The 21,490-nt window shown below is 41.3% G+C and carries 21 protein-coding genes; 9 read left to right on the forward strand and 12 right to left on the reverse strand.

Annotation, left to right across the window (positions count from 1 at the left end; translation table 11 throughout):
- Positions 1 to 267 precede the first annotated feature (267 nt).
- Positions 268 to 1,029, reverse strand: coding sequence for a Uma2 family endonuclease (locus V7K97_RS08415; protein ID WP_334800411.1), 762 nt, complete (start codon positions 1,027 to 1,029; stop codon positions 268 to 270).
- Positions 1,030 to 1,214: 185 nt separating this feature from the next.
- Entirely contained in the window at positions 1,215 to 2,027 is an 813-nt protein-coding gene (locus tag V7K97_RS08420) for an HAD family hydrolase (protein WP_334800412.1), read from the reverse strand.
- 105 nt (positions 2,028 to 2,132) lie between these two features.
- On the opposite strand from V7K97_RS08420, the gene V7K97_RS08425 reads away from it, so the two are divergent.
- Complete coding sequence (locus V7K97_RS08425; protein WP_334800413.1) at positions 2,133 to 2,954, forward strand: hypothetical protein; 822 nt, start codon at positions 2,133 to 2,135, stop codon at positions 2,952 to 2,954.
- 192 nt (positions 2,955 to 3,146) lie between these two features.
- Here the strand turns inward: V7K97_RS08425 and V7K97_RS08430 are convergent, their stop codons facing one another.
- The 6 genes from V7K97_RS08430 to V7K97_RS08455 all read right to left on the reverse strand — a co-directional run bounded on the left by V7K97_RS08430 (position 3,147) and on the right by V7K97_RS08455 (position 9,185).
- Positions 3,147 to 3,857, reverse strand: a complete 711-nt coding sequence (locus V7K97_RS08430) for a DevA family ABC transporter ATP-binding protein (RefSeq protein WP_334800414.1) — start codon at positions 3,855 to 3,857, stop codon at positions 3,147 to 3,149.
- Between the two features lie 126 nt (positions 3,858 to 3,983).
- A complete protein-coding gene (gene devC / locus V7K97_RS08435; RefSeq protein ID WP_334800415.1) occupies positions 3,984 to 5,138 on the reverse strand; it encodes an ABC transporter permease DevC in 1,155 nt (384 codons plus the stop codon).
- 51 nt (positions 5,139 to 5,189) lie between these two features.
- A complete protein-coding gene (locus V7K97_RS08440) occupies positions 5,190 to 6,614 on the reverse strand; it encodes an HlyD family efflux transporter periplasmic adaptor subunit (protein WP_334800416.1) in 1,425 nt (474 codons plus the stop codon).
- Between the two features lie 1,262 nt (positions 6,615 to 7,876).
- Positions 7,877 to 8,140, reverse strand: coding sequence for a type II toxin-antitoxin system ParD family antitoxin (locus tag V7K97_RS08445; RefSeq protein WP_334800417.1), 264 nt, complete (start codon positions 8,138 to 8,140; stop codon positions 7,877 to 7,879).
- A gap of 287 nt (positions 8,141 to 8,427) precedes the next feature.
- Positions 8,428 to 8,829: a type II toxin-antitoxin system VapC family toxin gene (locus V7K97_RS08450; RefSeq protein WP_334800418.1), complete on the reverse strand. Its 402-nt coding sequence runs from the start codon at positions 8,827 to 8,829 to the stop codon at positions 8,428 to 8,430.
- Positions 8,826 to 9,185 carry a CopG family transcriptional regulator gene (locus tag V7K97_RS08455; RefSeq protein ID WP_334800419.1) on the reverse strand — a complete coding sequence of 120 codons (360 nt, stop codon included), beginning with the start codon at positions 9,183 to 9,185 and terminating at the stop codon, positions 8,826 to 8,828. The genes V7K97_RS08450 and V7K97_RS08455 overlap by 4 nt, the downstream gene beginning before the upstream one ends.
- 204 nt (positions 9,186 to 9,389) lie before the next feature.
- Here V7K97_RS08455 and V7K97_RS08460 point away from each other — a divergent pair, with 204 nt between their 5' ends.
- Positions 9,390 to 9,548: a DUF4926 domain-containing protein gene (locus V7K97_RS08460; RefSeq protein ID WP_334800420.1), complete on the forward strand. Its 159-nt coding sequence runs from the start codon at positions 9,390 to 9,392 to the stop codon at positions 9,546 to 9,548.
- A 150-nt stretch (positions 9,549 to 9,698) separates the two neighbouring features.
- Here the strand turns inward: V7K97_RS08460 and V7K97_RS08465 are convergent, their stop codons facing one another.
- Both V7K97_RS08465 and V7K97_RS08470 read right to left on the reverse strand, forming a co-directional pair.
- Entirely contained in the window at positions 9,699 to 9,935 is a 237-nt protein-coding gene (locus tag V7K97_RS08465) for a hypothetical protein (RefSeq protein WP_334800421.1), read from the reverse strand.
- A 600-nt stretch (positions 9,936 to 10,535) separates the two neighbouring features.
- Positions 10,536 to 12,749: a phosphoketolase gene (locus tag V7K97_RS08470; protein ID WP_334800422.1), complete on the reverse strand. Its 2,214-nt coding sequence runs from the start codon at positions 12,747 to 12,749 to the stop codon at positions 10,536 to 10,538.
- Between the two features lie 189 nt (positions 12,750 to 12,938).
- On the opposite strand from V7K97_RS08470, the gene V7K97_RS08475 reads away from it, so the two are divergent.
- From V7K97_RS08475 to crtO, 4 genes are all read left to right on the forward strand, one after another.
- On the forward strand, positions 12,939 to 14,321 hold the full coding sequence (locus V7K97_RS08475; RefSeq protein ID WP_334800423.1) for a cytochrome P450: 1,383 nt from the start codon (positions 12,939 to 12,941) through the stop codon (positions 14,319 to 14,321).
- 101 nt (positions 14,322 to 14,422) lie between these two features.
- Positions 14,423 to 14,719: a hypothetical protein gene (locus V7K97_RS08480; RefSeq protein WP_334800425.1), complete on the forward strand. Its 297-nt coding sequence runs from the start codon at positions 14,423 to 14,425 to the stop codon at positions 14,717 to 14,719.
- Between the two features lie 276 nt (positions 14,720 to 14,995).
- Entirely contained in the window at positions 14,996 to 15,751 is a 756-nt protein-coding gene (locus V7K97_RS08485; RefSeq protein ID WP_334800426.1) for an LmeA family phospholipid-binding protein, read from the forward strand.
- A gap of 104 nt (positions 15,752 to 15,855) precedes the next feature.
- Positions 15,856 to 17,550: a beta-carotene ketolase CrtO gene (gene crtO, locus V7K97_RS08490; RefSeq protein WP_334800427.1), complete on the forward strand. Its 1,695-nt coding sequence runs from the start codon at positions 15,856 to 15,858 to the stop codon at positions 17,548 to 17,550.
- A 172-nt stretch (positions 17,551 to 17,722) separates the two neighbouring features.
- Here the strand turns inward: crtO and V7K97_RS08495 are convergent, their stop codons facing one another.
- The gene (locus V7K97_RS08495; RefSeq protein WP_334800428.1) at positions 17,723 to 17,968 is read right to left on the reverse strand and encodes a DUF3891 family protein; all 246 of its coding nucleotides are present in this window, start codon (positions 17,966 to 17,968) and stop codon (positions 17,723 to 17,725) included.
- 315 nt (positions 17,969 to 18,283) lie between these two features.
- On the opposite strand from V7K97_RS08495, the gene V7K97_RS08500 reads away from it, so the two are divergent.
- The 3 genes from V7K97_RS08500 (at position 18,284) to V7K97_RS08510 (ending at position 20,212) form a co-directional block, all read left to right on the forward strand.
- A complete protein-coding gene (locus V7K97_RS08500; RefSeq protein ID WP_334800429.1) occupies positions 18,284 to 19,027 on the forward strand; it encodes a tetratricopeptide repeat protein in 744 nt (247 codons plus the stop codon).
- 78 nt (positions 19,028 to 19,105) lie between these two features.
- Complete coding sequence (locus V7K97_RS08505) at positions 19,106 to 19,981, forward strand: SDR family oxidoreductase (RefSeq protein WP_334800430.1); 876 nt, start codon at positions 19,106 to 19,108, stop codon at positions 19,979 to 19,981.
- A gap of 45 nt (positions 19,982 to 20,026) precedes the next feature.
- Positions 20,027 to 20,212, forward strand: coding sequence for a hypothetical protein (locus V7K97_RS08510; protein WP_334800431.1), 186 nt, complete (start codon positions 20,027 to 20,029; stop codon positions 20,210 to 20,212).
- On the opposite strand, the gene V7K97_RS08515 is transcribed toward V7K97_RS08510, so the two are convergent.
- Positions 20,209 to 21,129, reverse strand: a complete 921-nt coding sequence (locus V7K97_RS08515; RefSeq protein ID WP_334800432.1) for an alpha/beta hydrolase — start codon at positions 21,127 to 21,129, stop codon at positions 20,209 to 20,211. The two genes, V7K97_RS08510 and V7K97_RS08515, sit on opposite strands and share 4 nt — an antisense overlap.
- Positions 21,130 to 21,490: the final 361 nt, after the last annotated feature.

Here is a 21,490-nt window from a genome sequence, read left to right on the forward strand (position 1 = left end):
GCGGTTTATTTATCCTTTGAACAGTTTTATTTGTGAATGACTGTATAAAACAGTCTCATCAATTACATCAGTATTGTTGAGACTTACAAGATTGAAACGCTGTGAACGTTTATATATTGTATTCTGTCCAAGGTAATAAATGTGTCAAAGACACAGGTAACAAATTGTCTACTTCTTTGTAACAATTTTTCGATTTCATGCCAACTTACTGCTTAGTACCTTAGTGTGATTTATAGGACTAACGGTTAAGTGACGCAACTTATAGAATTACTGAATATTATCGGGGTCTACATTGAGCGAACGCAACCTCACCTTTAATTTTTCTATCTGCAATTCTGCCTGTTCTGCTCGTTGGCGTTCCTGTTCTGCTCGTTGACGTTCTTGTTCTGCTCGTTGACGTTCTTGTTCTACCAGTTCTTCTGCTTGTTGTCTTGCTAAAACTTCCTGCCCTAAAGCCTCTGCCAGTTCATTGGGGAGCAGTAATTTTTTCCCCGTATCCTCTTGATAAAACCCAATTAGCCTTCCCTCAACCACCAAGCGCAGTTGTAAGGGTTCACTACGTCCATCTTGTATAGGTTCGTAGATTTCTCCTCGGAGGCGATAGCCACGTAACTGTTGTTCTACCCACTCGCCTTTAGGGTCAAATAGCCAGTATTCCTTGACACCTAGCTGCTCATAGAGGGTCTTTTTGAAGATTTCGTCTTGTCCCTTTGTCCCAAAGGATGTCATTTCAAAAATAACTGTGGGTACTTGACCCTCTTCCCAGATTTTATAGTTGTCCCTACCACCGGGTGCAACATCAAAAATCACCATCACATCTGGGGCTACCCGCAACTTGGGAAAGCCTTGTGCATAATAAAGAAATTGATTTGCCAATACTGTTGCCTGACGATTTGCCAAATACTGTTTCAGTACTTCCAAAGTAGTTAGTAAGGCATAAAGGTGGTCGTAGGTTTCTGCCACTGGTTGACCATCAGCACTGGGGTAGAAGATTTCTGATTCGACACTAACAGGTAAAGTAGCCGTCATGGTTGTAAAATCAGTGCTACGAGATTATTGTAGAACAACTCTAGCTCTCTCTAACTTGAGATGTGCAAGCTTTGCAAAATACGCCATCTGCGACTTTCTCTCAAACCTAACCCCCAACCCCTTCCCTACTAGCGTTGGCGAGCAAAAATCAAAGCCTCTCTCCTTTTAGGAGAGAGGTCAGAATATTAAGTCGCACATCGCGTCAAAATATAACTAGATAACTCACAAAATCCTTCCCCTTCGGCAGCAGTGGTAATGTAAGCAGGGTGATATTTCAACTGATTCACATATTCCAGCACGTTGGCCACACCTACAGAAATAGGAAAATAACGATCATTAAATAAACTTTCATCATTGGGGCTATCGCCAACAGTGACAATTTGTTCTGGTGAGTACTGGGGCAAATATTCGCGCAATACCTGCAACAATCCCACAGCTTTATCTTGCCCTTGAGGTTTAATGTGACACTGCACGTTGCTATAGGTAAATCCCCAGCCCATTTGTTGACAGAGATTATCTAGGGTTTGTAGTTCATCTTGGTGCAAACCAGCTACATCAAAAGTCCAGTCGGTGATGCGAAAGCGATTATCAGCAGATTCTTGGATTTGGGGAAATTTAGTTTGTAAATTCTCAAAAGTCGTAGCCAAGTGCTGGCGATGTTGAGCTAAATCGGGAATGGGTGTTAAGACTACTGGTTTTTGGTTCCCAGAGGGAAAGTACAAACCGCCATTTTCTGCGTAGGCGTAGCCCGCCGTAGGCATCGCACCTGCTACTGGCATCATCGCACTTAATCCACTCACCCAGCCAGCAGAACGTCCGGTGACAATCATTACTTTAATGTCAGCTGCGGCTAAATCCTCTAAAGCTTGCAGCAGTGCAGCAGTAAATTTTCCTCGTCTAGTCAGGGTGCCATCCATATCTGTGGCTATCAGACGAATATGAAGAAAGCTTGTACTTGAAATCTCAGACGGGCTAGGGAGGCTGAAATGTCTGGACATAGGCGGTTTGTAAAAAGCTGTAAAAAATATCCATAATACAGCAATATGGGATTGAATATTTGGGCATCCTAAACATTAGGAGTCAAGTTTTTCAATTTCCCAATCATGCCCCCTTTGATGTTTCTTGCCCAATCCCCCGTGCCAAAGACTAAAAAGGCATCCCACGAAGTGCCAGCAAGTAATCCTCAAATACCAGTATTATTGCTGGCAACTTCTGGAGGACTGGCTTTAGTGGTGATTGCTTTGATTGTATATAGTAAGCTCCAGATGAATAAGCTGGAGAAAAAAATTAAGTTTGAACAATTCCGGGCGCGAGAATTAGAGAAAAAGTTTAAGCTGGCGCTGGAAACAATTCGCAAAATGGAAACTAATCCCGATTTGGTCAACTCACGGGATTTTAACCTGGATTATCTGCGAATGCGGATGTCAGAGGAGCTGTTTCATTTTGCGATTCTTAATCAAGTGAAGATTCAGATCAAAGAAAAAATTTCTCAAGCCCTGCGTCCCAATCAAGCTCAACAAGGATCAGTCGGAATTGCTAATAGCGCTGGACGACAAATAGATGAAATTTTTGATGTCGAGTATGAAACTGGTAGTCCTGGGAACTCTGCTAAACGAGTGCTGTTTCGCATTCAAGTTAGGTTAATGAAGTTACCCACGCAAGCAACTTCTGCAACTATTAGTCAAATTATTGACTGTATAGAAACTTACCTAAGCCCCATAGAAGACGAAGATAGTTGGCAACCAATAATTCAAGGGCGGATTGCTACTATGCATTGGGATCAAAAGGCTAAACCTACGCCTCTACTGGTGCTAGAGCAATCGAATGAAGGGGTGAATGTGACTTTTCGTACTACTCGCCAACCAAATACTCCACCTCCGCCCAACTCACCTGGAATTAAAAAATCAGGCTCGGCTAGACAATAAATCATTAGTCATTGGTCATTAGTCATTAGTCATTAGTTATAGCGGTTCTCAGCCCTTGTGAGGTACAAGAACCCCACCCCCAACCCCCTCCCCGCTCTTCGAGAGGGGGCTTAAGATGTACCTCACTAGATTGAGAAACGCTATATTGGTCATTCACAAATTTGACTTTGGACAAATGACTAAGGACTAAAATCATGACTGAATAGCTACATTTGGAGAATTACGGGTTAAAATACCATCTTCCATTTCTATGATGCGATCGGCTATGTCTAAAATGCGGTTGTCATGTGTCACTAATAAGATAGTAGTTCCCTGGTTTTTGGCTAGACTCTGCATTATTTCTACAACATCGCGTCCTGATTGTTTGTCTAATGCTGCTGTTGGTTCGTCTGCTAGCACCAGTGGGGGACGATTTACTAGGGCGCGAGCGATCGCAATTCTTTGTTTTTGTCCACCAGAAAGGTTGTCTGGATAGTAATCAACTCGTTCTTCTAGACCAACTGACCCCAGCATGGCTTTTGATTTAGCCACTGCTTCTGTTTGAGAAATATTATTATTCAATTCTACCGCCATTTGCACATTTTGCTTGGCTGTCAAGAATCCTAACAAATTATGAGCTTGGAAAATATAACCAATGTTGCGTCGCATCTGCACCAGTTTGTTTTGACTGACCCCAACGAGTTCTTCATCTAAAAATTTTAAACTTCCCTCTTGTACAGACCGCAAGCCACCAATTAAGCTCAGTAATGTTGTTTTACCTGAACCTGATGGCCCGGTCATAATGACAATTTCACCAGAATAAATTTCTAGGTTGATGTCAAATAATATCTGTTTTTTCAGTGCGCCTTTGCCATAGTAGTGATTGAGATTTTTAATGGCAATTACAGGTTCTTGTCTCATCATAAATTTGTTAGCTATAAGTGAGAATATTTGAAAGGTAACTCTAGTGAATACCAAAGACAACCTTTTCTTAATTGACAATTCTAAGATAGAATTATTAACAACATCTTTTAATTAATATTCAATTAATTAAAAGATATCTGCTGGATCGGCAGAACGTAATTTTCTGACTGCGATCGCACCGGAAATAATACACATCATTATCGTCAAAAACAACACCATTACCGCCCGATCAAAGCTCATAAAAACTGGCAGAAGCGTTGCATCCCTGGCACTTTTATACATAAATAAAGCAAAAATAATTCCCGGAAAATATCCTAACACTGCTAATAATAAAGCCTCCTGAAGAATGACTGTCAATAAATAGTTTTGTGTATAACCTATTGCCTTGAGAGTAGCGTATTCAGCTAAGTGATCTGCAACTTCTGTATAAAGAATTTGATAAACAATCACAGTCCCCACAATGAAACCCATAACAGTCCCTAATGTGAAAATAAATCCAATCGCTGTACTATTTGCCCAATAATTCCGCTCAAAATCGATAAATTCTTGCTTAGTTAAAACATTTACCTCATTAGGTAAATACTTTCGTAGTTCTTGGGCAACAACGTTAGCATCGGCTCCCGGTTTTAATCTAATTAACCCAATATCAATTAATCCTTTTTGACGATTGTTGAATATCCGCAGAAAGTTTATATCACTTGTAATTAAATTACCATCTGCACCAAATGATGCACCTAATGTAAATAGTCCTACCACTTTAATTCGCCGTCTTCGTACTTCTGCTGTTACAGTCTTTCCTTGGTCATAATTAGCGGCAATTGGGCCATATTCTACCCGAGAAGAACGGTCAAATAGAACTACATCAGGTAGTTTCAGTTTATCTAAATTCTCCTGAACTCCAGGTAAGTTAACTATGTTAGTTTCTGGGTTCATTCCATATATCAGGATACTCCGAGGGCGGCCGGTTACAGGATTTTTCCAGATTGTAAAGTCCAAATATATCGGATGTACTGATTGGACTGCGGGTAACTCTAAAGCTTTATATAACCGCCGTTGAGAAAAACTCCTCATCGCCAGGATAGCGCTAGATTGACTATTAATTAAAACAATATCGCCTTGCAAGCTGTTATGGAATCGAACGTTACTATAATACAGAGCATCCCGGAAGCCGAGTTGCATAAACATCAAGATATCAGCGAAACCAATTCCCGCTAAAGCTACAGCTAGGCGAGTTTTTTCTCTGGTTAGTTGTAGCCACGACAGAGGGATTTTTTGAGTCATTTTAAGTGATTTTAGATTTTTCCTTCAGTCAATTAAGTGATACCAACCTAATTAGTTATTAATTTCGACAACAACTTTGGCGTAAGTTAAACCAGAAACTTTCTGGCTATCTGCTGGAGGTAGAGCAATTTTCACTTCTACAACTCTGGCATCCACATCTGCTGCTGGATCTGTATTCAGCACATCTTTTTTGCCAATTTTTCTGCCAATTTCAGTGACAATTCCCTTTAATTCGCCGCTAAATGCTTCATTGTCGCTGGTGATAGTGGCGTTTTGACCAATACGCACTTTACCAATACTGTCTTCGGGGACTTCTGCGATCGCAAACATTTGGCTGGTTTGACCAATTTCAGCAATGCCATTTGCACCGATGGCTTCGCCTGATTTGGTGTAAACCTTTAAAATCTCTCCAGTGATTGGTGCTTGAACGTAGCTTAATCTCAATTCTGCTTCGGCTTTTCTGACATTGGCGATCGCATTACTAACTTGAGCTTGGGCTACTTGCACGTCGGTAGGACTAACATCTAAAATTTTGCTCAGTTTGGCCTTTTCTTCATCAATTTGTCTTTGCAAAGTTCCTAAAGTTTTGTCTCGGTTAACTTTGGCTTCGATTAACTGCTGTTGTAATGTTGCTAAATTTTGGATTTGGTTAGCTCTAGCCTCAGCAAGTTGCTGTCGCAGGGTTGCCAATGTCTGCTTTAAAGTAGCTTGGCTTTCAGCCACTTGTTGATTAGAAGTTACTGCACTCAAGCGTCTAGTATCCCGCTCTTGCTGAGAAATTGCACCTTCTTTGTATAAAAAATCATAGCGTCCGGCATCAACTTGGGCATTGCGCTGTTGGGCTTGGATACGTGTAAGCGTTGCTCTGAGAGTTTCTCTTTGCCCACTGAGTTCAGCTTCTAAGCGATTCACAGTTGCTTGTTGAACAAGTTTATCACCACTTAACTGGGCTGCAATCCGAGCGATCGTTGCTTGTTGACCATCTCTTTCCCCAAGAAACTGCGCTTGTAAGCGAGCAATAACTGCTCTTTGAGCTTGAATATCTCTTGGAGAACCAGCCCTGACTTGCGCTAAATTCGCACGGGATTCTTGCACTTTGGCTTTCGCCTCTTCTAGTGCGGCTATTTGGGTATCGCGGTTGTCTAAAATTGCCAGAATTTGACCTTGCCTTACCTGTTCACCCTCTCTCACCAAAAGTTGCTGAATTCGTGACGATGGTGCTAATCCTGATGATGGGGCGGACAATTTAACAACTTCGCCTCGCGGCTCCAAACGCCCTACAGCACTAATGCTATTGGTAGATGGCATTACGGGTGCAGATGTAGTTAGTTTTCTCAGCTGCTCAATTTTAGCTGTACCTAATATGCCAGCCGCGATTACTATTGGTACGGCTACAGCAATACCCCACCAAATCTTCGGTTGTTCACGATTAAGTGTTTGCTCACTTGGCTTTGGCTTTTCAGTCACCCTTGACATAATATGTTGCCCGTTTACCTGAATTGTGCTGATGGAAGTAAAAATAAAAGGGTTTTTTATCAACAGCCAGCCGCTTAGGACAAACAACAGTGGTTTAAAGCTGGGTATGGCTTAAAATCTATTGCGTGATGAACGTTCAATATGGCTTTACAAAATGGTCTTTTCTATAGTGTTTCTCGTATGCAATACACTTTGACCCCTTTGCAAACCTCTCTCCTAAAAGGAGAAAGGCTTTGAGGCTTACTCCCCAACGCTAGTAGGAAAGGGGCTGTTCTTGTTAGGTCTGTATTCAAACGGAGAAACGCTATAGTAGCTGGCTATTCAATAACTCTGAGTATTATTGAGACATGAGTGCAATGGGAGTGAACAGAATTTACAAGCAGTATGAATCCAGATGTAGAGGTGCGATAGATCGCACCTCTACACAAAATCCCAAATTAGTATGATGCGGTACTTTACTGCTACATTCATTACGGCTACACTTAGTCACAAAATTGAAAAGAAACATCAAAAATAGACTGTTGCCTTTGTTGGATACAATCTTGCTACAAAATTGAGTCTTCCTTAAGTCAATCAATGATTAACTAACTAAAAATATCTGTTCACCCTGAGCGAAGTCGAAGGGTCAACTTGAGCGTTCTTAACATCAGAGTTTCCTTAACTTTTTGGTCAATGAGTTAGAGAGACGCGATAAATCGCCGTCTCTACAGAAAATTTATTCGTCAATTAGTTCTTCACAGACTACTAGTTGCTTGTACCTACCAAGACAAGAAACCATTTTGTGATATTTGCTTTAAAGACCTTACTACTTTCTCGGTTGCTGCTTTGGGACTCCATTAAACTCTCGTTGAATGAATTCTACATTTATCCGTTACGCGAAAACGTAACGGAGCCTACAGATGGGGGAAATGGGAGTCTCGCAAACCAAGCAACCAAGCAAAGGTGAACCCCCCAGCATTAAGAAAACAAAAGATCACAATGTTGGTTGTTGCTAAGTCTATTAATACCAATTTTTTATGAAGCTGCATATAATTCGATCCCCCCTAACCCACGCCAGTCGCTCATGGGGGAAACCCCCTTGGCGTTAGCCTCTCCCTTTGGGAGAAGACCTCGCTGGCTCCCTTGGGGGTAACCGGAAAACATCTATCAAAGTCCCCCAATTTATCGGGGGATTTAGGGGGATCAAGATATGTGCAACTTCACATTAAATTGGTATAAGTCCCGGATAACTTGAGGTCTTTTTTTTATTTCAAACATCACGGCTAAATTGCATCTTGATGTTTGTTCATTCTTTCTCGGATTGTTTGACGGATATCTTCCCAATCTTGAACAGTCATTTCTGTTGCATTCCCAGAGTTTAATCCTTCCAGAAGCATTGTTTCTAGACGTTCTTGAGCTACTCGTTTTTGATCTTGTCGCACTAATTCACGAAAATATTCGCTGACACTGCTGTAACCACCTTGAGCTACCTGTTCTTCTATATAAGTTCGCATGGTGTCAGGTAAGGAAATATTTATACTTTTCACAAGTGTTAGTTTTGGAATCTGTTTTTCTACGTTATGGGAGTTTTTGCCATTTTCTGCAATTGGACAGAAGATGTTAAGTAAGTGGGCGTGAATAATTAAAGGTTTGTAGTAAGGGCTTCAGCCCTTAAAATAGGGCTAAAGCCCTTACTACAAGCTAATTTAATTAATTTTGCATTACGTAACATAGTTTTATTTATTGTTGCCCACTTACTTATTAGGGATTGAACTGATAATGCTGGGTTAGGGACAGCATAATACAGCCTACAGGACTAACTAATGTTGAGTTTCTAAGGCAGAGTCCAGTTTTCTAGTTTTAATCGGTTTATGCGTTCGTAATGACGAGTATTGTTTGTTACTAAAGTGTAACTTTCTGCAAGTGCGACACTAGCAATTAGTAAATCAAATTCAGCGATTGTTTGTCCTATTCTGCGGAGTTCTGCCTTTAATTCACCATACTTTCTGAGAGCAGGATCAGTTAAAGGTAGAACGGGTAAGTTTTGAATAAAGTCTTCTGCATTACTTAAGTTTTCTGAAACTCGATTAGAATTGTATGCACCATAATACAATTCAGCAGCAGTGATGACACAAATGCATACTTCATCCCATCCGACTGCTAATAATTTATCTCTGACTGGCTGACGACCGTTAAGCCAATAAATACACATATCAGTGTCGAGTAAATAGTTCACAAGCTATAATTGCGATCGCTTATAGTACGACTTGAATATATTTCATCAACAATTTCTTCTGCGGTGCGTGTATCTTCCCAGCTTCCAAAGGTTTGTAAAAAACCTTCTGATGCATTGGGTTTTGGCTGCTCCTCAGATGAGAGAATGATTTCATTCACTATCAATTGATTTGCTTCTGGAACTCCTAATTTTTTGGTTTCCTCTTTAGCTATAACCATAATTTGCATCAACGTTATAGCCTGACGCAAAACATCACTTTTACTTCCGCCTATTTTTTTTGCTAGTTCGTCTAGTATCTGATTTAGTTCAGGTGACAAATCTAAATTTAAGCGAACCATCTTTTGAGTGTTAGTCATGGTTGCATCCTTGTGTAAAATCTTAAGTACATTATAGTTGGCTTCTGTTGTGTTAATTGCTTAAACAGTAAAGGTTTGCTCATATATTTCTTCTCGATTAAATTTGTAATCTGGAGGAAGTAGGAAAGAGTAATTATTGACTTTGGATAGTTGAGGTCTAGAATAAATATAACGCTCAAAAAGGTGATAAATACGGAGAGAACAATGATTCAAGAACTTGATAGGGTTATTCTAACTAGTGATCTTCCAGAATATAGTTTAGAACAGGGTGATATAGGCACAGTTGTTTTAGTACACCAGGGTGGGAAAGGATATGAGGTTGAATTTGTCACATTAGATGGGGAAACCGTGGCAATTGTTTGACTCTACAGCATACAAGTACGTCCCATTGCTAAAAGAGAAATTGCGCGATCGCGGCTGATAATCTAATTTATAATGGCATACAGCCAAATAATATTTTAAAATTTATTAGTTAATACCAGAGGCTAGAAAAAATGACCATTGAGGAAAATATTATTGCTCATATATTTCTTCTCGATTAAATTGGTAATCTGGAGGAAGTAGGAAAGAGTAGTTATTAACTTTTTCTAAAAGTTGATAGATTTTGGATTCTCCATCATTAATTATTTGAGTAGATTGAGTTGGTTCCAAAATCACAATTTGTATGGTTTTACCTTCTAATTCGGGGCTAAGTTTTTCACTCAGAACTAGTTCGCCATTAGTGCAGGTTGCTTGGATAATTTTGAGCATAAAATTACTGAAGATGAGAAGTGACTATATTGATGGCTAATTAATTGCTACAGAAGACGTAATTAACGATGATAAGAAAGTAATTATTTCTTGGATTAATGGATGTTGTTGTAGTATCCTAATTTCTTCATCATTTATATTGCTGAATATTCTGTCGTTTATTTGTTGATTATTACCAAATACTCACTTAGGTAGGTGTATCATATAATATTATATCTCTTCAGCTTTAATCCACTAACCCGATCGCACTTTTTGTCAACGCTTCAGCAGTCAAACCATTAGCACTCGTAGCACTCGCTGAATTAGGTTTCTGACTCGTAAACTAACTTTTGCGACTCGTAAACCAGCTTTTGCGAATTGTAAACCAACTTTTGCGAATTGTAAACCAACTTTTGCGACTCGTAAACCAGCTTTTGCGACTCGTAAACTAACTTTTGTGACTCGTAAACTAACTTTTGTTAACGGATTTCAGCAAATTTACCCCCATTGTTTCTGTCTGCTAAGTTCTCTTCAATAAAAAAACGCAAATATACGCATTCCAACGCCATTTTCAGCGTTTATATACGTATAAATGCGATTAAAGTAAAAACAATTTTAGCTTTAATGGACTAAAGCGATCGCCCTCTTTGTCAAAGCCTCCGCAGTCAATCCATTAAACGCCATCAACTCGCCAGCACTGGCTGTAGTTTCCCCACGCTTCCATGCAAAGGTGTCACGCTTCGCTGTACTCCGTAACACAATCGGTTCTAGCATCCCCGCAGCACCACCAGTCACAGCAATTAGCGCATCACCATCAAATAATTCGGCAAATTTGGCATCATCTAAGAAACCGCCTTCAGGTTCAGAACAGGTATCCCACGCAGTATCATGACTACGGTATAATTGCCGAGGATTGATGACAGTAACTATCTTCACGCCAATACCTTCAGTTTCTAAGAAAGCAGCAGCTTCAAATACTGGCATTAATGTTAAATCGCCAATCACAGCAAATACAACTTGTTTATCACCAGCAACTTCATGTAATAACACTGCACCGTCGCGCAACCCTTGACGAGTTTGTTCTAAAGTGGTGCGAATTGGTAATGGCGTTTTACTTGCAGTTATCACAATTCCCTTATTCTTAGTTTTCAACGCCCACTCATAACAAGCTTGAATACTATTAGCATCAGGCGGAAATAATGGAAAAACATTACCATTTCGCATCAACGAAGCAAAGTAAGCTTCAATTTCTGGACGTTGGTGAGTCCAACCGTTGCGCCCTTGCTCTAATGCCCCGGCTGTGAATAAAGTAATAGTCGAAGGAGTTGGACGGCGCAATTCTGCCATTGCTTGGGTAACAGTTTGCCAAATTGGTAATCCGTTGATGGCAAAAGATTCGTAGGAACACCACAAAGTTCTCGCACCCATTAATGCTAAACCGGCAGCTAAACCGGCACAAGCATCTTCACTCAATGGTTCATAAACTTGTCCATTTGGTGCTTGGAAATATAAGTCGTCGGTTGTGGGGTGGATAATCTTTAATGCTTGGTTGATATTGGCAATTCCTGATGCTTCATTACCATCGGCGTTGGTAACAAGGAAATTTCGATCTTTATTTCCAACTATTCCTACCAATCGTCCCATCGCGGTTGTGGAAACTTTGGGTTCGCCACCAACTGCATATTCTTCTAAAGGTAATTCGCCTAATTCTGGTAATGGTAATTCAAATTCTGTAACTACAGTTTTTGCTGCTGGGCCACCGCCTGCGCGTTCGGCATTTGTTCTGACTAATTGCCAAGCTTCCGCAGACAAAGCACGGGTTTGCAATGCACTAATAATATGAGCTGCATCCAACGTATCTTTAGGATAGAGGTTGTGAGATTTTGCACCCCGCGCATGGACTCCTGCACCTTTGAGTTGTTTAATAATGAAAACGGTAAGCTTACCGCCGAGTGCAAAACGCGCTGCTTTATCCACACCCGAAAGTACTGCTTGCGTAAATGCTAGGCGTTTCTCAAAAGAAAAGGCGGTACTATCAACGTAATCCCCTGACTGGTTTTGATCGTCGAAATCTTTGGCATCCACTAACACCACTTCATCAAAACCGTTACCTTGCCAATATGCTTGCATCTGTTCGTTGGTTTTCAGGGAAACCATGCTGTGATGTTCTTGGCTGTAACCGTTCCACACCAGCACTGGTAAGAAGTTGGTGACAGCAGGATAAGCAGTATGGAAATGCGCGATCGCACTGACAATATAAGGCTCACCCAATCCACCATCACCAACTGTAAAGGGGAACAACTTATCTTTGTGCAACAGTGCAGCCGCCATTGCAAAGTGTTGCCCTTGTCCCAAAGGCCCCGCAGGTGCGAGAATACCGGGGATATAACCAGAAAGGTGTCCTAAAAGTCCGTGCTTTTCTCGGAAGCGATCGCGCAATTGTTGGACTGTAAAAATTCCCATATCCTCTAGCGAACGATCCAAGAACATGGCACTATAAAATCCGGGGGCGTGGTGTCCGACTTCGGTGAGAATGTTCTTGTATCCCAGCATGACAAGAGATGCGTAAGCTTCTGCTTGGCTGGCGAATCCGCCGGGATGTCCAGAAGCCTTACTGCCGGTAACTTGCAAAGTCAGGTAGCGTAAGGCATCGGCAGCCAGTAAAGTTTGATATACTGCTGCTTTATCTGTGGGAGATGCGATCGCTATTTTGCCCGACTCAATAGCAGGTGTTGCACCAAAAGTTTCAAAATCTGGTAACGCTTCACCAAAATATTGAATACCTTCAGAAAAATCGGGAAGCGCTGAAGATGCCTTTGGGGAGATTGCAGTCATGCTGAGTACCTTGTGACGATGAGGTGAAACTGTAGATGCTCGTTGAATTTAACCAAAATTTTACATCTTTCAGGTTGTAACAGTTTATTGCTTTTTTGCAACCTCAGTATAAGTAACTTCAATCAACAAAAATTTATGAGGTTCAGTTAGTTAAAGTAGAAACAATACATAAAGTAACAAAAGAATTTTATGAAATTACCAAATGGACCCCAAAGCCCAGCAGTTTTACAGATGCTACGCTGGATTACCAGCCCCATGTCATTTATGGAAACTTGTGCCGAAAGATATGGGGACATGTTCACTGTCAGGTTAGCAAGCAAATCTCCGCCATTGATATTTGTCAGTAACCCGGAAGTGCTAGAGCAGATTTTGACAAACGATACCAAGGGGTTAGAAGCACCTGGTGATACAAATCTGGTGTTTGAATCTTTACTTGGTAAAGGTTCTGTGATTACCATCAGTGGTGCGGAACACCAACGCCAACGGCAGTTGTTATTGCCACCCTTTCACGGTGAAAGAATGCGAAGCTATAGTCAAATAATTAGTGATATTACCGAGAAAGTCATTAGCCAATACCAGATAGGGCAACCCTTTAATATCCGGTCTGCTGCCCAAGCTATTACCCTGCGGGTGATTATGCAAGCTGTCTTTGGGCTAAATGAAGGGCCACGCGCCGAAAAATTACAGCATTTTTTGGGTGAAATGCTGGAAAAGGGAAGTTCTGTGTTAAGTGTCGCTTTCCTTTATTTTCCAGCTTTGCAAAGGGATTTTGGCCCGATTAATTTCTGGGGAAAGCAGATGCGCCGACAGCAGGATGCTGACAAACTTATATACGAAGAAATTCAGGAACGTCGAGAACAACCAGACCCATCACGCACAGATATCCTCAGCTTACTCATGGCTGCTAGAGATGAAGCAGGTCAACCCATGACCGATGAAGAGTTACGCGATGAATTGATGACTCTGTTAGTCGCCGGTCATGAAACCACAGCAACAGCGATCGCATGGGCATTTTACTGGATTCACAAAATACCATCAGTACGCCAAAAGTTACTGCAAGAACTAGATAGCCTGGGTGATAACCCTGACCCTAGCGCCATTTTTAAATTACCCTACCTCAACGCTGTTTGTTCCGAAACCTTGCGAATTTACCCAGTAGCGATGCTGACCTTTCCCAGAGTAGTCAGAACACCTCTATCTCTGGGTGGCTACGAACTTGAACCAGATACAAGCGTTATTGGTTCAATTTATTTGACCCACCAACGAGAAGATTTATACCCGGAACCTAAGCAATTTAAACCAGAACGCTTTTTAGAACGGCAATTTTCTCCTTATGAATACTTGCCCTTTGGAGGTGGTGCAAGACGCTGTATTGGTTTAGCATTTGCCCAGTTGGAAATGAAGCTAGCACTTGCTAAAATCCTTTCTAGCAGGGAATTAGAACTAGTTGATAATGGTGACGTGCGACCTAAACGCCGTGGTTTGGTCACAGGGCCAGATCGTCCCATTGAGATGGTTGTCACCAGTCAACGTCAGGTGAAGTCTTCTGTTTTACAGACAAGCACTGTTTGATGGTTGCGTTCGGCAAATTTTTAAGAAACCTAACCCCCAATCCCTTCTCTACTAGCGTTGGCGAGTAAGATTCAAAGCCTCTCTCCTAAAAGGAGAGAGGAATGGAAGTGAGGTCAAACTGTATTGCATACAAAGAGCGTAGGCGCAGCATTAGAGGTAGCTTGGGTGGAGCGGAGCGCAACCCAACAGATATCAGGATGTTGGCTTTGGCAAAGCCTCCAACGCCACTTGCTACAACGCGGGAAACCCGCGCAATGCAGTGGCTCCCCAACAAAGCAATTTTTTTGCAACATTTTAGCCTTGTCACGCCACTACGTATATTTCCAAAATCAAATATGAGTCCTATAGAGGAGCGACGCCGAATAGTCCGTCGTAGACATCACTATATATATATTTAGAGAGATTTTAAACCTAATTCATAATTAAAAGGGTTTGCGATCGCTATTTAACAATTTGGCAAATTACGAATTATAGCGTTTCCTAATCAAATGAGGTACACCATATCCCCCTCTCGAAGAGCGGGGAGGGGGTTGGGGGTGGGGTTCTTGTACCTCACTCAACTGAGAACCGCTATACTTTAATTCCACAACTTAGATATATCCCAATATAGATTTACTCTTCAAGATTAGCCTTTACAGTCAAGAATAAGAGGAAATTTAGGAGATTATTGACTCATGCCTGATGAGCATCGATTTGAAGAGAAATTTATATCCCAAGAAGCTGAAAAAAGAATATCCGAAAAGCTAGATGAAGTCGAAAAAATCGAAATAGATGTACAAACAGATTTGTTGAAAATAGCTCAGGGACAGGCGCATGGGGTTTCTGTTGCAGGCCAAGGATTAGTGATCCAAGAAGGCATTCGCGTACAGGAAATAAAACTGCAAACCGATAGTATTGCCATCAATCTCTTCAGCGCTCTTTTTGGTCAAATAGAACTCAATGAGCCGGTAAATGCTATAGCTCGAATTATACTCACAGAAGTAGATATTAACCACGCCTTGGCCTCAGATTTTATTCGCACCCAGATGCAAAACTTGGAGTTAAATGTAGATGGGAAAATTGTGAGTTTTGAGCCGCAGCAAATTCAGGTATTTTTACCTGGTGATGGCAAAATAGAATGTAGGGGAAAAGTGCTGTTAAAGGAAATGGGAAATACTCGCCCTTTTGCTTACACTGCGATCGCCCGCCCACGGACTCATTCACAACCCGCCATGCTGGAGAGTTTTAACTGTACTGAGGGAGAGGGGATTTCAATAGAATTAGTTACAGCATTAATGCAAAAAGCTCAAGAACTGATTAATATACCATCTTTTAAATGGGATGATATAGCGTTTTCTATTAAAGATATAGAAGTAGGAATCGGTAGTCTGACACTTATAGTAGAAACTCAAGTGACGCAAATACCATCATTAACTGCACTATCTCCTTAGTAATATTGATCATAGTTTAAGATAATTTTTGTAACTAGGGAGTGATGTGAATTTATGAAAAGTTTTATAAGCTTTTAAAAGCTACTTATTTAAAAATTCCAACTATGCAAGAGTATGATGTTGTCCTGATTGGTGCTGGACATAATGGGCTAGTTTGTGCGGCTTATTTGCTCAAAGCTGGTTATAGCGTTCTGTTACTAGAAAAGCGTTCTGTACCAGGGGGTGCAGCAACAACTGAAGAGTGTTTACCCCAAGAAGCACCCGGATTTAAATTTAATTTGTGCGCTATTGACCATGAATTTATTCACTTAGGGCCAGTTGTTGAAGAATTAGAACTAGAAAAATACGGCTTGCATTATTTGGAGTGCGACCCAGTTGTTTTCTGTCCTCATCCTGATGGCAAGTATTTCTCAGCACATAAGTCAGTGGAGAAGACTTGTGCAGAAATCGCCCGTTATAGTGAACGCGATGCCAAAAAATACGCAGAATTTGTAGACTTTTGGCAGCGATCGCTAGGTGCAATGATTCCGATGTTTAATGCACCGCCAAAATCAATTATAGACATCCTTGGTAACTATGACATCACAAAACTGAAAGATTTATTTTCGGTTATTGGTTCTCCCAGCAAGACGCTGGACTTCATTCGCACCATGTTAACCAGTGCTGAAGATTTACTTAATGAGTGGTTTGATGAGGAATTTCTGAAAGCGCCACTAGCCAGACTAGCATCAGAACTGGGTGCGCCGCCATCACAAAAAACCCTTGCTATTGGTGCAATTATGATGGCAATGCGTCATAATCCGGGGATGGCCAGACCTCGCGGCGGAACTGGCGCACTTGTGCAAGCTTTGGTGAATTTAGTCACAAGTAAAGGTGGCGTTATTCTCACAGATCAGCACGTTGAAAAAGTTTTAATTGATGATGGAAAAGCTGTCGGTGTGCGGGTTGCTGGGGGTAAAGAATATCGCGCTAAATACGGGGTTATTTCTAATATTGATGCCAAGCGCTTGTTCTTACAAATGACTGATAAAAGCGATGTTGATGGAGCCGATCCAGATTTATGGGAAAGATTAGAACGCCGCATCGTTAACAACAACGAAACCATCCTCAAAATAGATTTGGCTTTAGACGAACCATTGCGCTTTCCAAACCACGATCACAAAGATGAATATCTCGTTGGTTCTATCTTGATTGCAGATTCCGTGGCTCATGTAGAACAGGCTCATAGCAAATGTACCTTGGGAGAGATTCCTGATGCTGACCCATCAATGTATTTGGTGATGCCTAGTTATTTAGATCCCACTTTAGCACCACCAGGTAAGCACACGCTATGGATTGAGTTTTTCGCCCCTTATCAAATTGCCGGCGCAGAAGGCACTGGTTTAAAAGGTACTGGTTGGACAGATGAATTGAAAAACAAAGTTGCAGATAGAGTGATTGATAAGTTAGCAGACTACGCACCAAATGTTAAGAGTGCAACTATCGCCCGTCGTGTAGAAAGTCCAGCAGAACTAGGAGAAAGATTAGGGGCATACAAAGGGAATTATTACCATATTGACATGACCCTAGATCAGATGATCTTTTTCCGTCCCTTGCCAGAAATAGCGAACTACAAAACGCCAATTGATAATCTATTTTTGACTGGTGCGGGGACTCATCCAGGTGGTTCGATTTCGGGAATGCCGGGACGCAATTGTGCGCGTGTATTTTTGCAGGCAAAACATCCCATTAGTCAAACTTTGAAGGATGCGCGGGATTCTATTAAGTCAACTGTCGAGTCAGTGTTTGGCATTAGTTAGGTTTAAGGGGGGCAAAAACCTCTCAAAGTCCCCCTTTTTAAGGGGGATTTAGGGGGATCTCCAAGGGTTAGGTGTATATAAAAAAACCTTTCAGACATCCCCTAACCAGAGTAGCCATTAGATAGCAGTAAACGTCAGCTTCATAGCTTCTGCACTAGGTTGCTAAATGCATCTAGCTCTTAACAAATGTCCACTCCAGCACCTTGATGGGGGCTGATTGAAGTGCTTGAGTCAGTTCGGCATTGCTTTCAAATTTTACCTGCAATATGTCATCATGATGAGAAATTGCAGCTATTGTTTCATATAACCGTGCTGGTGCATCTTGACGTTTCCACTGTCCTGCCAGTTGAGCGGCTAACAAAGCATGGGCGCGGTGGTAAATAACTTTCCAACCATAAGGTGTAGCGTTGACAATCACAAATCAATGTCCTTTTTATTCTACTGTCCATTGACTGCCATGATTTTACATCTGACTTGCGATATATCCTGTGTCATGCCAATTTTATTTATGTCCGGCTCTAACCAGTTTGCCCTGAAATAGACTCTAAGCAATTGCTTTGTGTATATTTAATATGATAGTGTAATATACGCTTGATTTTAAGAAGCATCTATGCGTTGTCAACAAAGTTCTTTCTGAAATATAAGTAAATTAATGGGTAAAACTAGTGTATTTTGATAATACTCAAAAAACAAACGGATTTTAACATCATTTTATAAGTTTTGTAGGTACAGCATGGTTTTTCGGCGCTGCTTCGTTGCATCTAACTTAATAGTTCTCTTCGCATTTGGCTGTAGTAGTGGGGCAAACTCATCGATAGAAAATACTACACAAGTCGTCCAAGAAAGTAATGTAACCCAACTTTTCATAGAAGCAAAGGCTACCCAAAAAGCAGAAGATTTCTTTCATCAAGGCAATCATTTATTAGATGGACAACGTTACGAAGATGCAATAAAAGCTTATGATAAAGCAATCGCCATCAAAGTTGAGAATCCTGAAGCTTGGATTAACCGTGGTATAGCCTTAACATCGTTGCAACGCTACCAAGACGCGATCGCATCTTACGACAAAGCCATCGCCATCAAACCCGACAAAGATGAAACCTGGTATAACCGTGGCATTGCCTTAACATCGTTGCAACGCTACCAAGACGCGATCGCATCTTACGACAAAGCCATCGCCATCAAACCCGACAAATACGAAGCCTTAATTAACCGAGGCATTGCTCTAACAAAGCTGCACCGCTACCAAGATGCGATCGCATCTTATAATAGAGCGATCGCCATCAAGCCGGATTTGCACCAAGCATATTACAACAAAGCTTGCTCTTATGCTTTAGAAAGCAATCTGAAATTAGCAATTGAGAACCTAGACAAAGCAATTAAGCTTGTTCCTGATAAATATAAAAAATTAGCAAAAACTGACCCAGACTTTAACAAAGTGCGTAGTGAAAAGCAGTTTCAGGAATTACTGCAATAGTATTTTGTCATTACCACTCAGTGTAGAATATAAACTTGCTGTAGCAAGGATTTTTTGTTGAGCGGTTTACGATTAGACATGAAAAAATTGTTAATTACCGGAGCAAGTGGTTTTTTAGGATGGCATCTTTGCCAGCTTGCCAAACCAGAATGGGAGATTTATGGCACTTATTTATCCCATCCTTTAGAAATTCCTGATCTGAAAATGTTAAAAGCAAACTTAACAAATTTTCAGGAATTGAAACGTATTTTTAATGATGTCAACCCAGAAGCAGTTATTCATACTGCTGCACATTCGCAACCAAATTTTTGTCAAACGAACCCCAAAGAATCACACGCAATTAATGTTATAGCATCCTGCAATATTGCCGGACTTTGCGCGGATAATTCTATTCCTTGTGTTTTTACCTCAACCGACTTAGTTTTTGATGGCTTAAATGCCCCATATCAAGAAACAGATGCCGTGTGCCCTGTCAATCTTTACGGTGAGCAAAAAGCGATCGCAGAAGCAGATATGCTAGAAAGATATCCCATGACCGCAGTCTGTCGAATGCCGTTGATGTTTGGTGCAGCAACACCCACAGCTAAAAGCTTTATTCAGCCATTTATTCAAACTTTACAAGCCGAAGAAGAACTAAGTTTATTCATAGATGAATTTCGCACGCCCGTAAGTGGAACAACTGCCGCCAAAGGACTTTTATTAGCATTAGAAAAAGTTAATGGCATCATTCATTTAGGTGGCAAAGAGCGGATTTCGCGTTATGATTTTGGACAGATATTAGTGGAAGTATTTCAACTCCCCGCTAGCGGACTTAAATCCTGCCGACAACAAGATGTGAAAATGGCAGCACCTAGACCGGCAGATGTTTCTTTAGATAGTTCCAAAGCTTTTGCATTGGGGTATCAGCCTTTATCTGTAAGGGAAGAATTGCAGGAATTAATCAATAGTCAATAACTAAGATTGTATTTCTTGTGTACCTAACCAGTGACGGAAGCTGGAATGATAAAGACCATAATGGATTTTTCCGTCAATTTATTCTTGGGTAAGAATTCAAGCCAACTTTCTAGAACTTTTTCAACTTCCTATTTATCTGATCTGGCTAACAGACATAAAATTATTTTCGCTCAAAGTGGTGAAGCGATCGCACTTGTAGAAAAACTTTGCGATCCACGTACTGAAAGCTAAGAATTAGGAAAATCTAACTCAGCGTTTCCCCCTGCCAACTGTGCCGTCTGAGGTGGTAGGTGTAGCTCTAACCAATCTTCCAAATCAGCCAGTACCTCGCGGTAATTTAGGTCATTCTGAAGCTCGTGATAGGCTCCCGGATACTCGATTCTCAGCTGATCTTTGCAATTTACCCGTTGATAAAAGATTTCGCTTCCCGCAGGTAAAGCAACTCGGTCTGCGCCACCGTGGAGAATCAATAATGGTAATTGCCAATCAGCTGCATGAGCATTAATCCAATCAACTGTTGCAAAGAATTCTGTCGCTAGACGGGCCGTAGCACGGGTATGTCGCATTGTATCTTGGGCATAAGCGGCTAAAACTTGCTGATCTCGTGAAGCAGCGCTGATGTCAATGCCTGTATTCAGGGTGAAACGCGGCCATACCCGTGAGAGCATTTTTCCTAAAAGTACCCGAACAGTTGAAACCCCAACTTTCCCCAAGGTTGGTGCGATCGCGATCGCACCCTGCAATAATGATGCTTGTTGGGGATAGCGCAGAATATAATCTAAAACAATCACTCCGCCTAAACTATGACCCAACAGGAAAACTGGGCATCCAGGATTCTGAGTTTGAATTAACTGTAAAAAGGCTCCCAGGTCTTCACGAAACTCACTCCAAGCATTGATATAGCCTTGCTGACCTGGTGAGCGTCCATGACCACGCAAGTCTAAGGCGTAGACAGCGTATTGCTTGGGTATCAAATGCTGAATTACATTATTGTAGCGATCGCTGTGTCCTCCGAGTCCATGCGAAATGGCTAATATTGCCCCTACTTTACCTTCTGGATGCCAGCTTTGGTAATACAGGTCAAGTTCTCCAACACCCGGAAATGTGCCTTCTCTATGAGAGGCTATGCGATCGCTATAGTCAATCATCTGGTTAATTTTTTACCTATTTTCCCAGCAACCTACTAACATGTCAATATCCATATAAGCTTGACATGCCAGTAGGGTGTGTTAGGACGGAGGCCGTAACGCACCAAAACCTTCGGTTAATGCCGTACTTTCTGCTAACGCACCCTACGTGTATTTCAAAAATCAAATATGAGTCCTATAGGTTATTAAAAAATATCTACCAGCTTATCTTTATTTTCAGCACTTGATACCCTGGCATAAATCGCAACTCTAACAGCACCCCCTGGCATTTTTTTTGGGTCGTAATCAACAATTACCGAACAAGGCAAAAGTAAAAAGTAAAAAGGCACTCATCAAGAAAAAGAAAAATGGTTTGAGAGCA

The sequence above is a fragment of the Nostoc sp. genome, from assembly GCF_036917815.1.
GTDB lineage: Bacteria > Cyanobacteriota > Cyanobacteriia > Cyanobacteriales > Nostocaceae > Nostoc.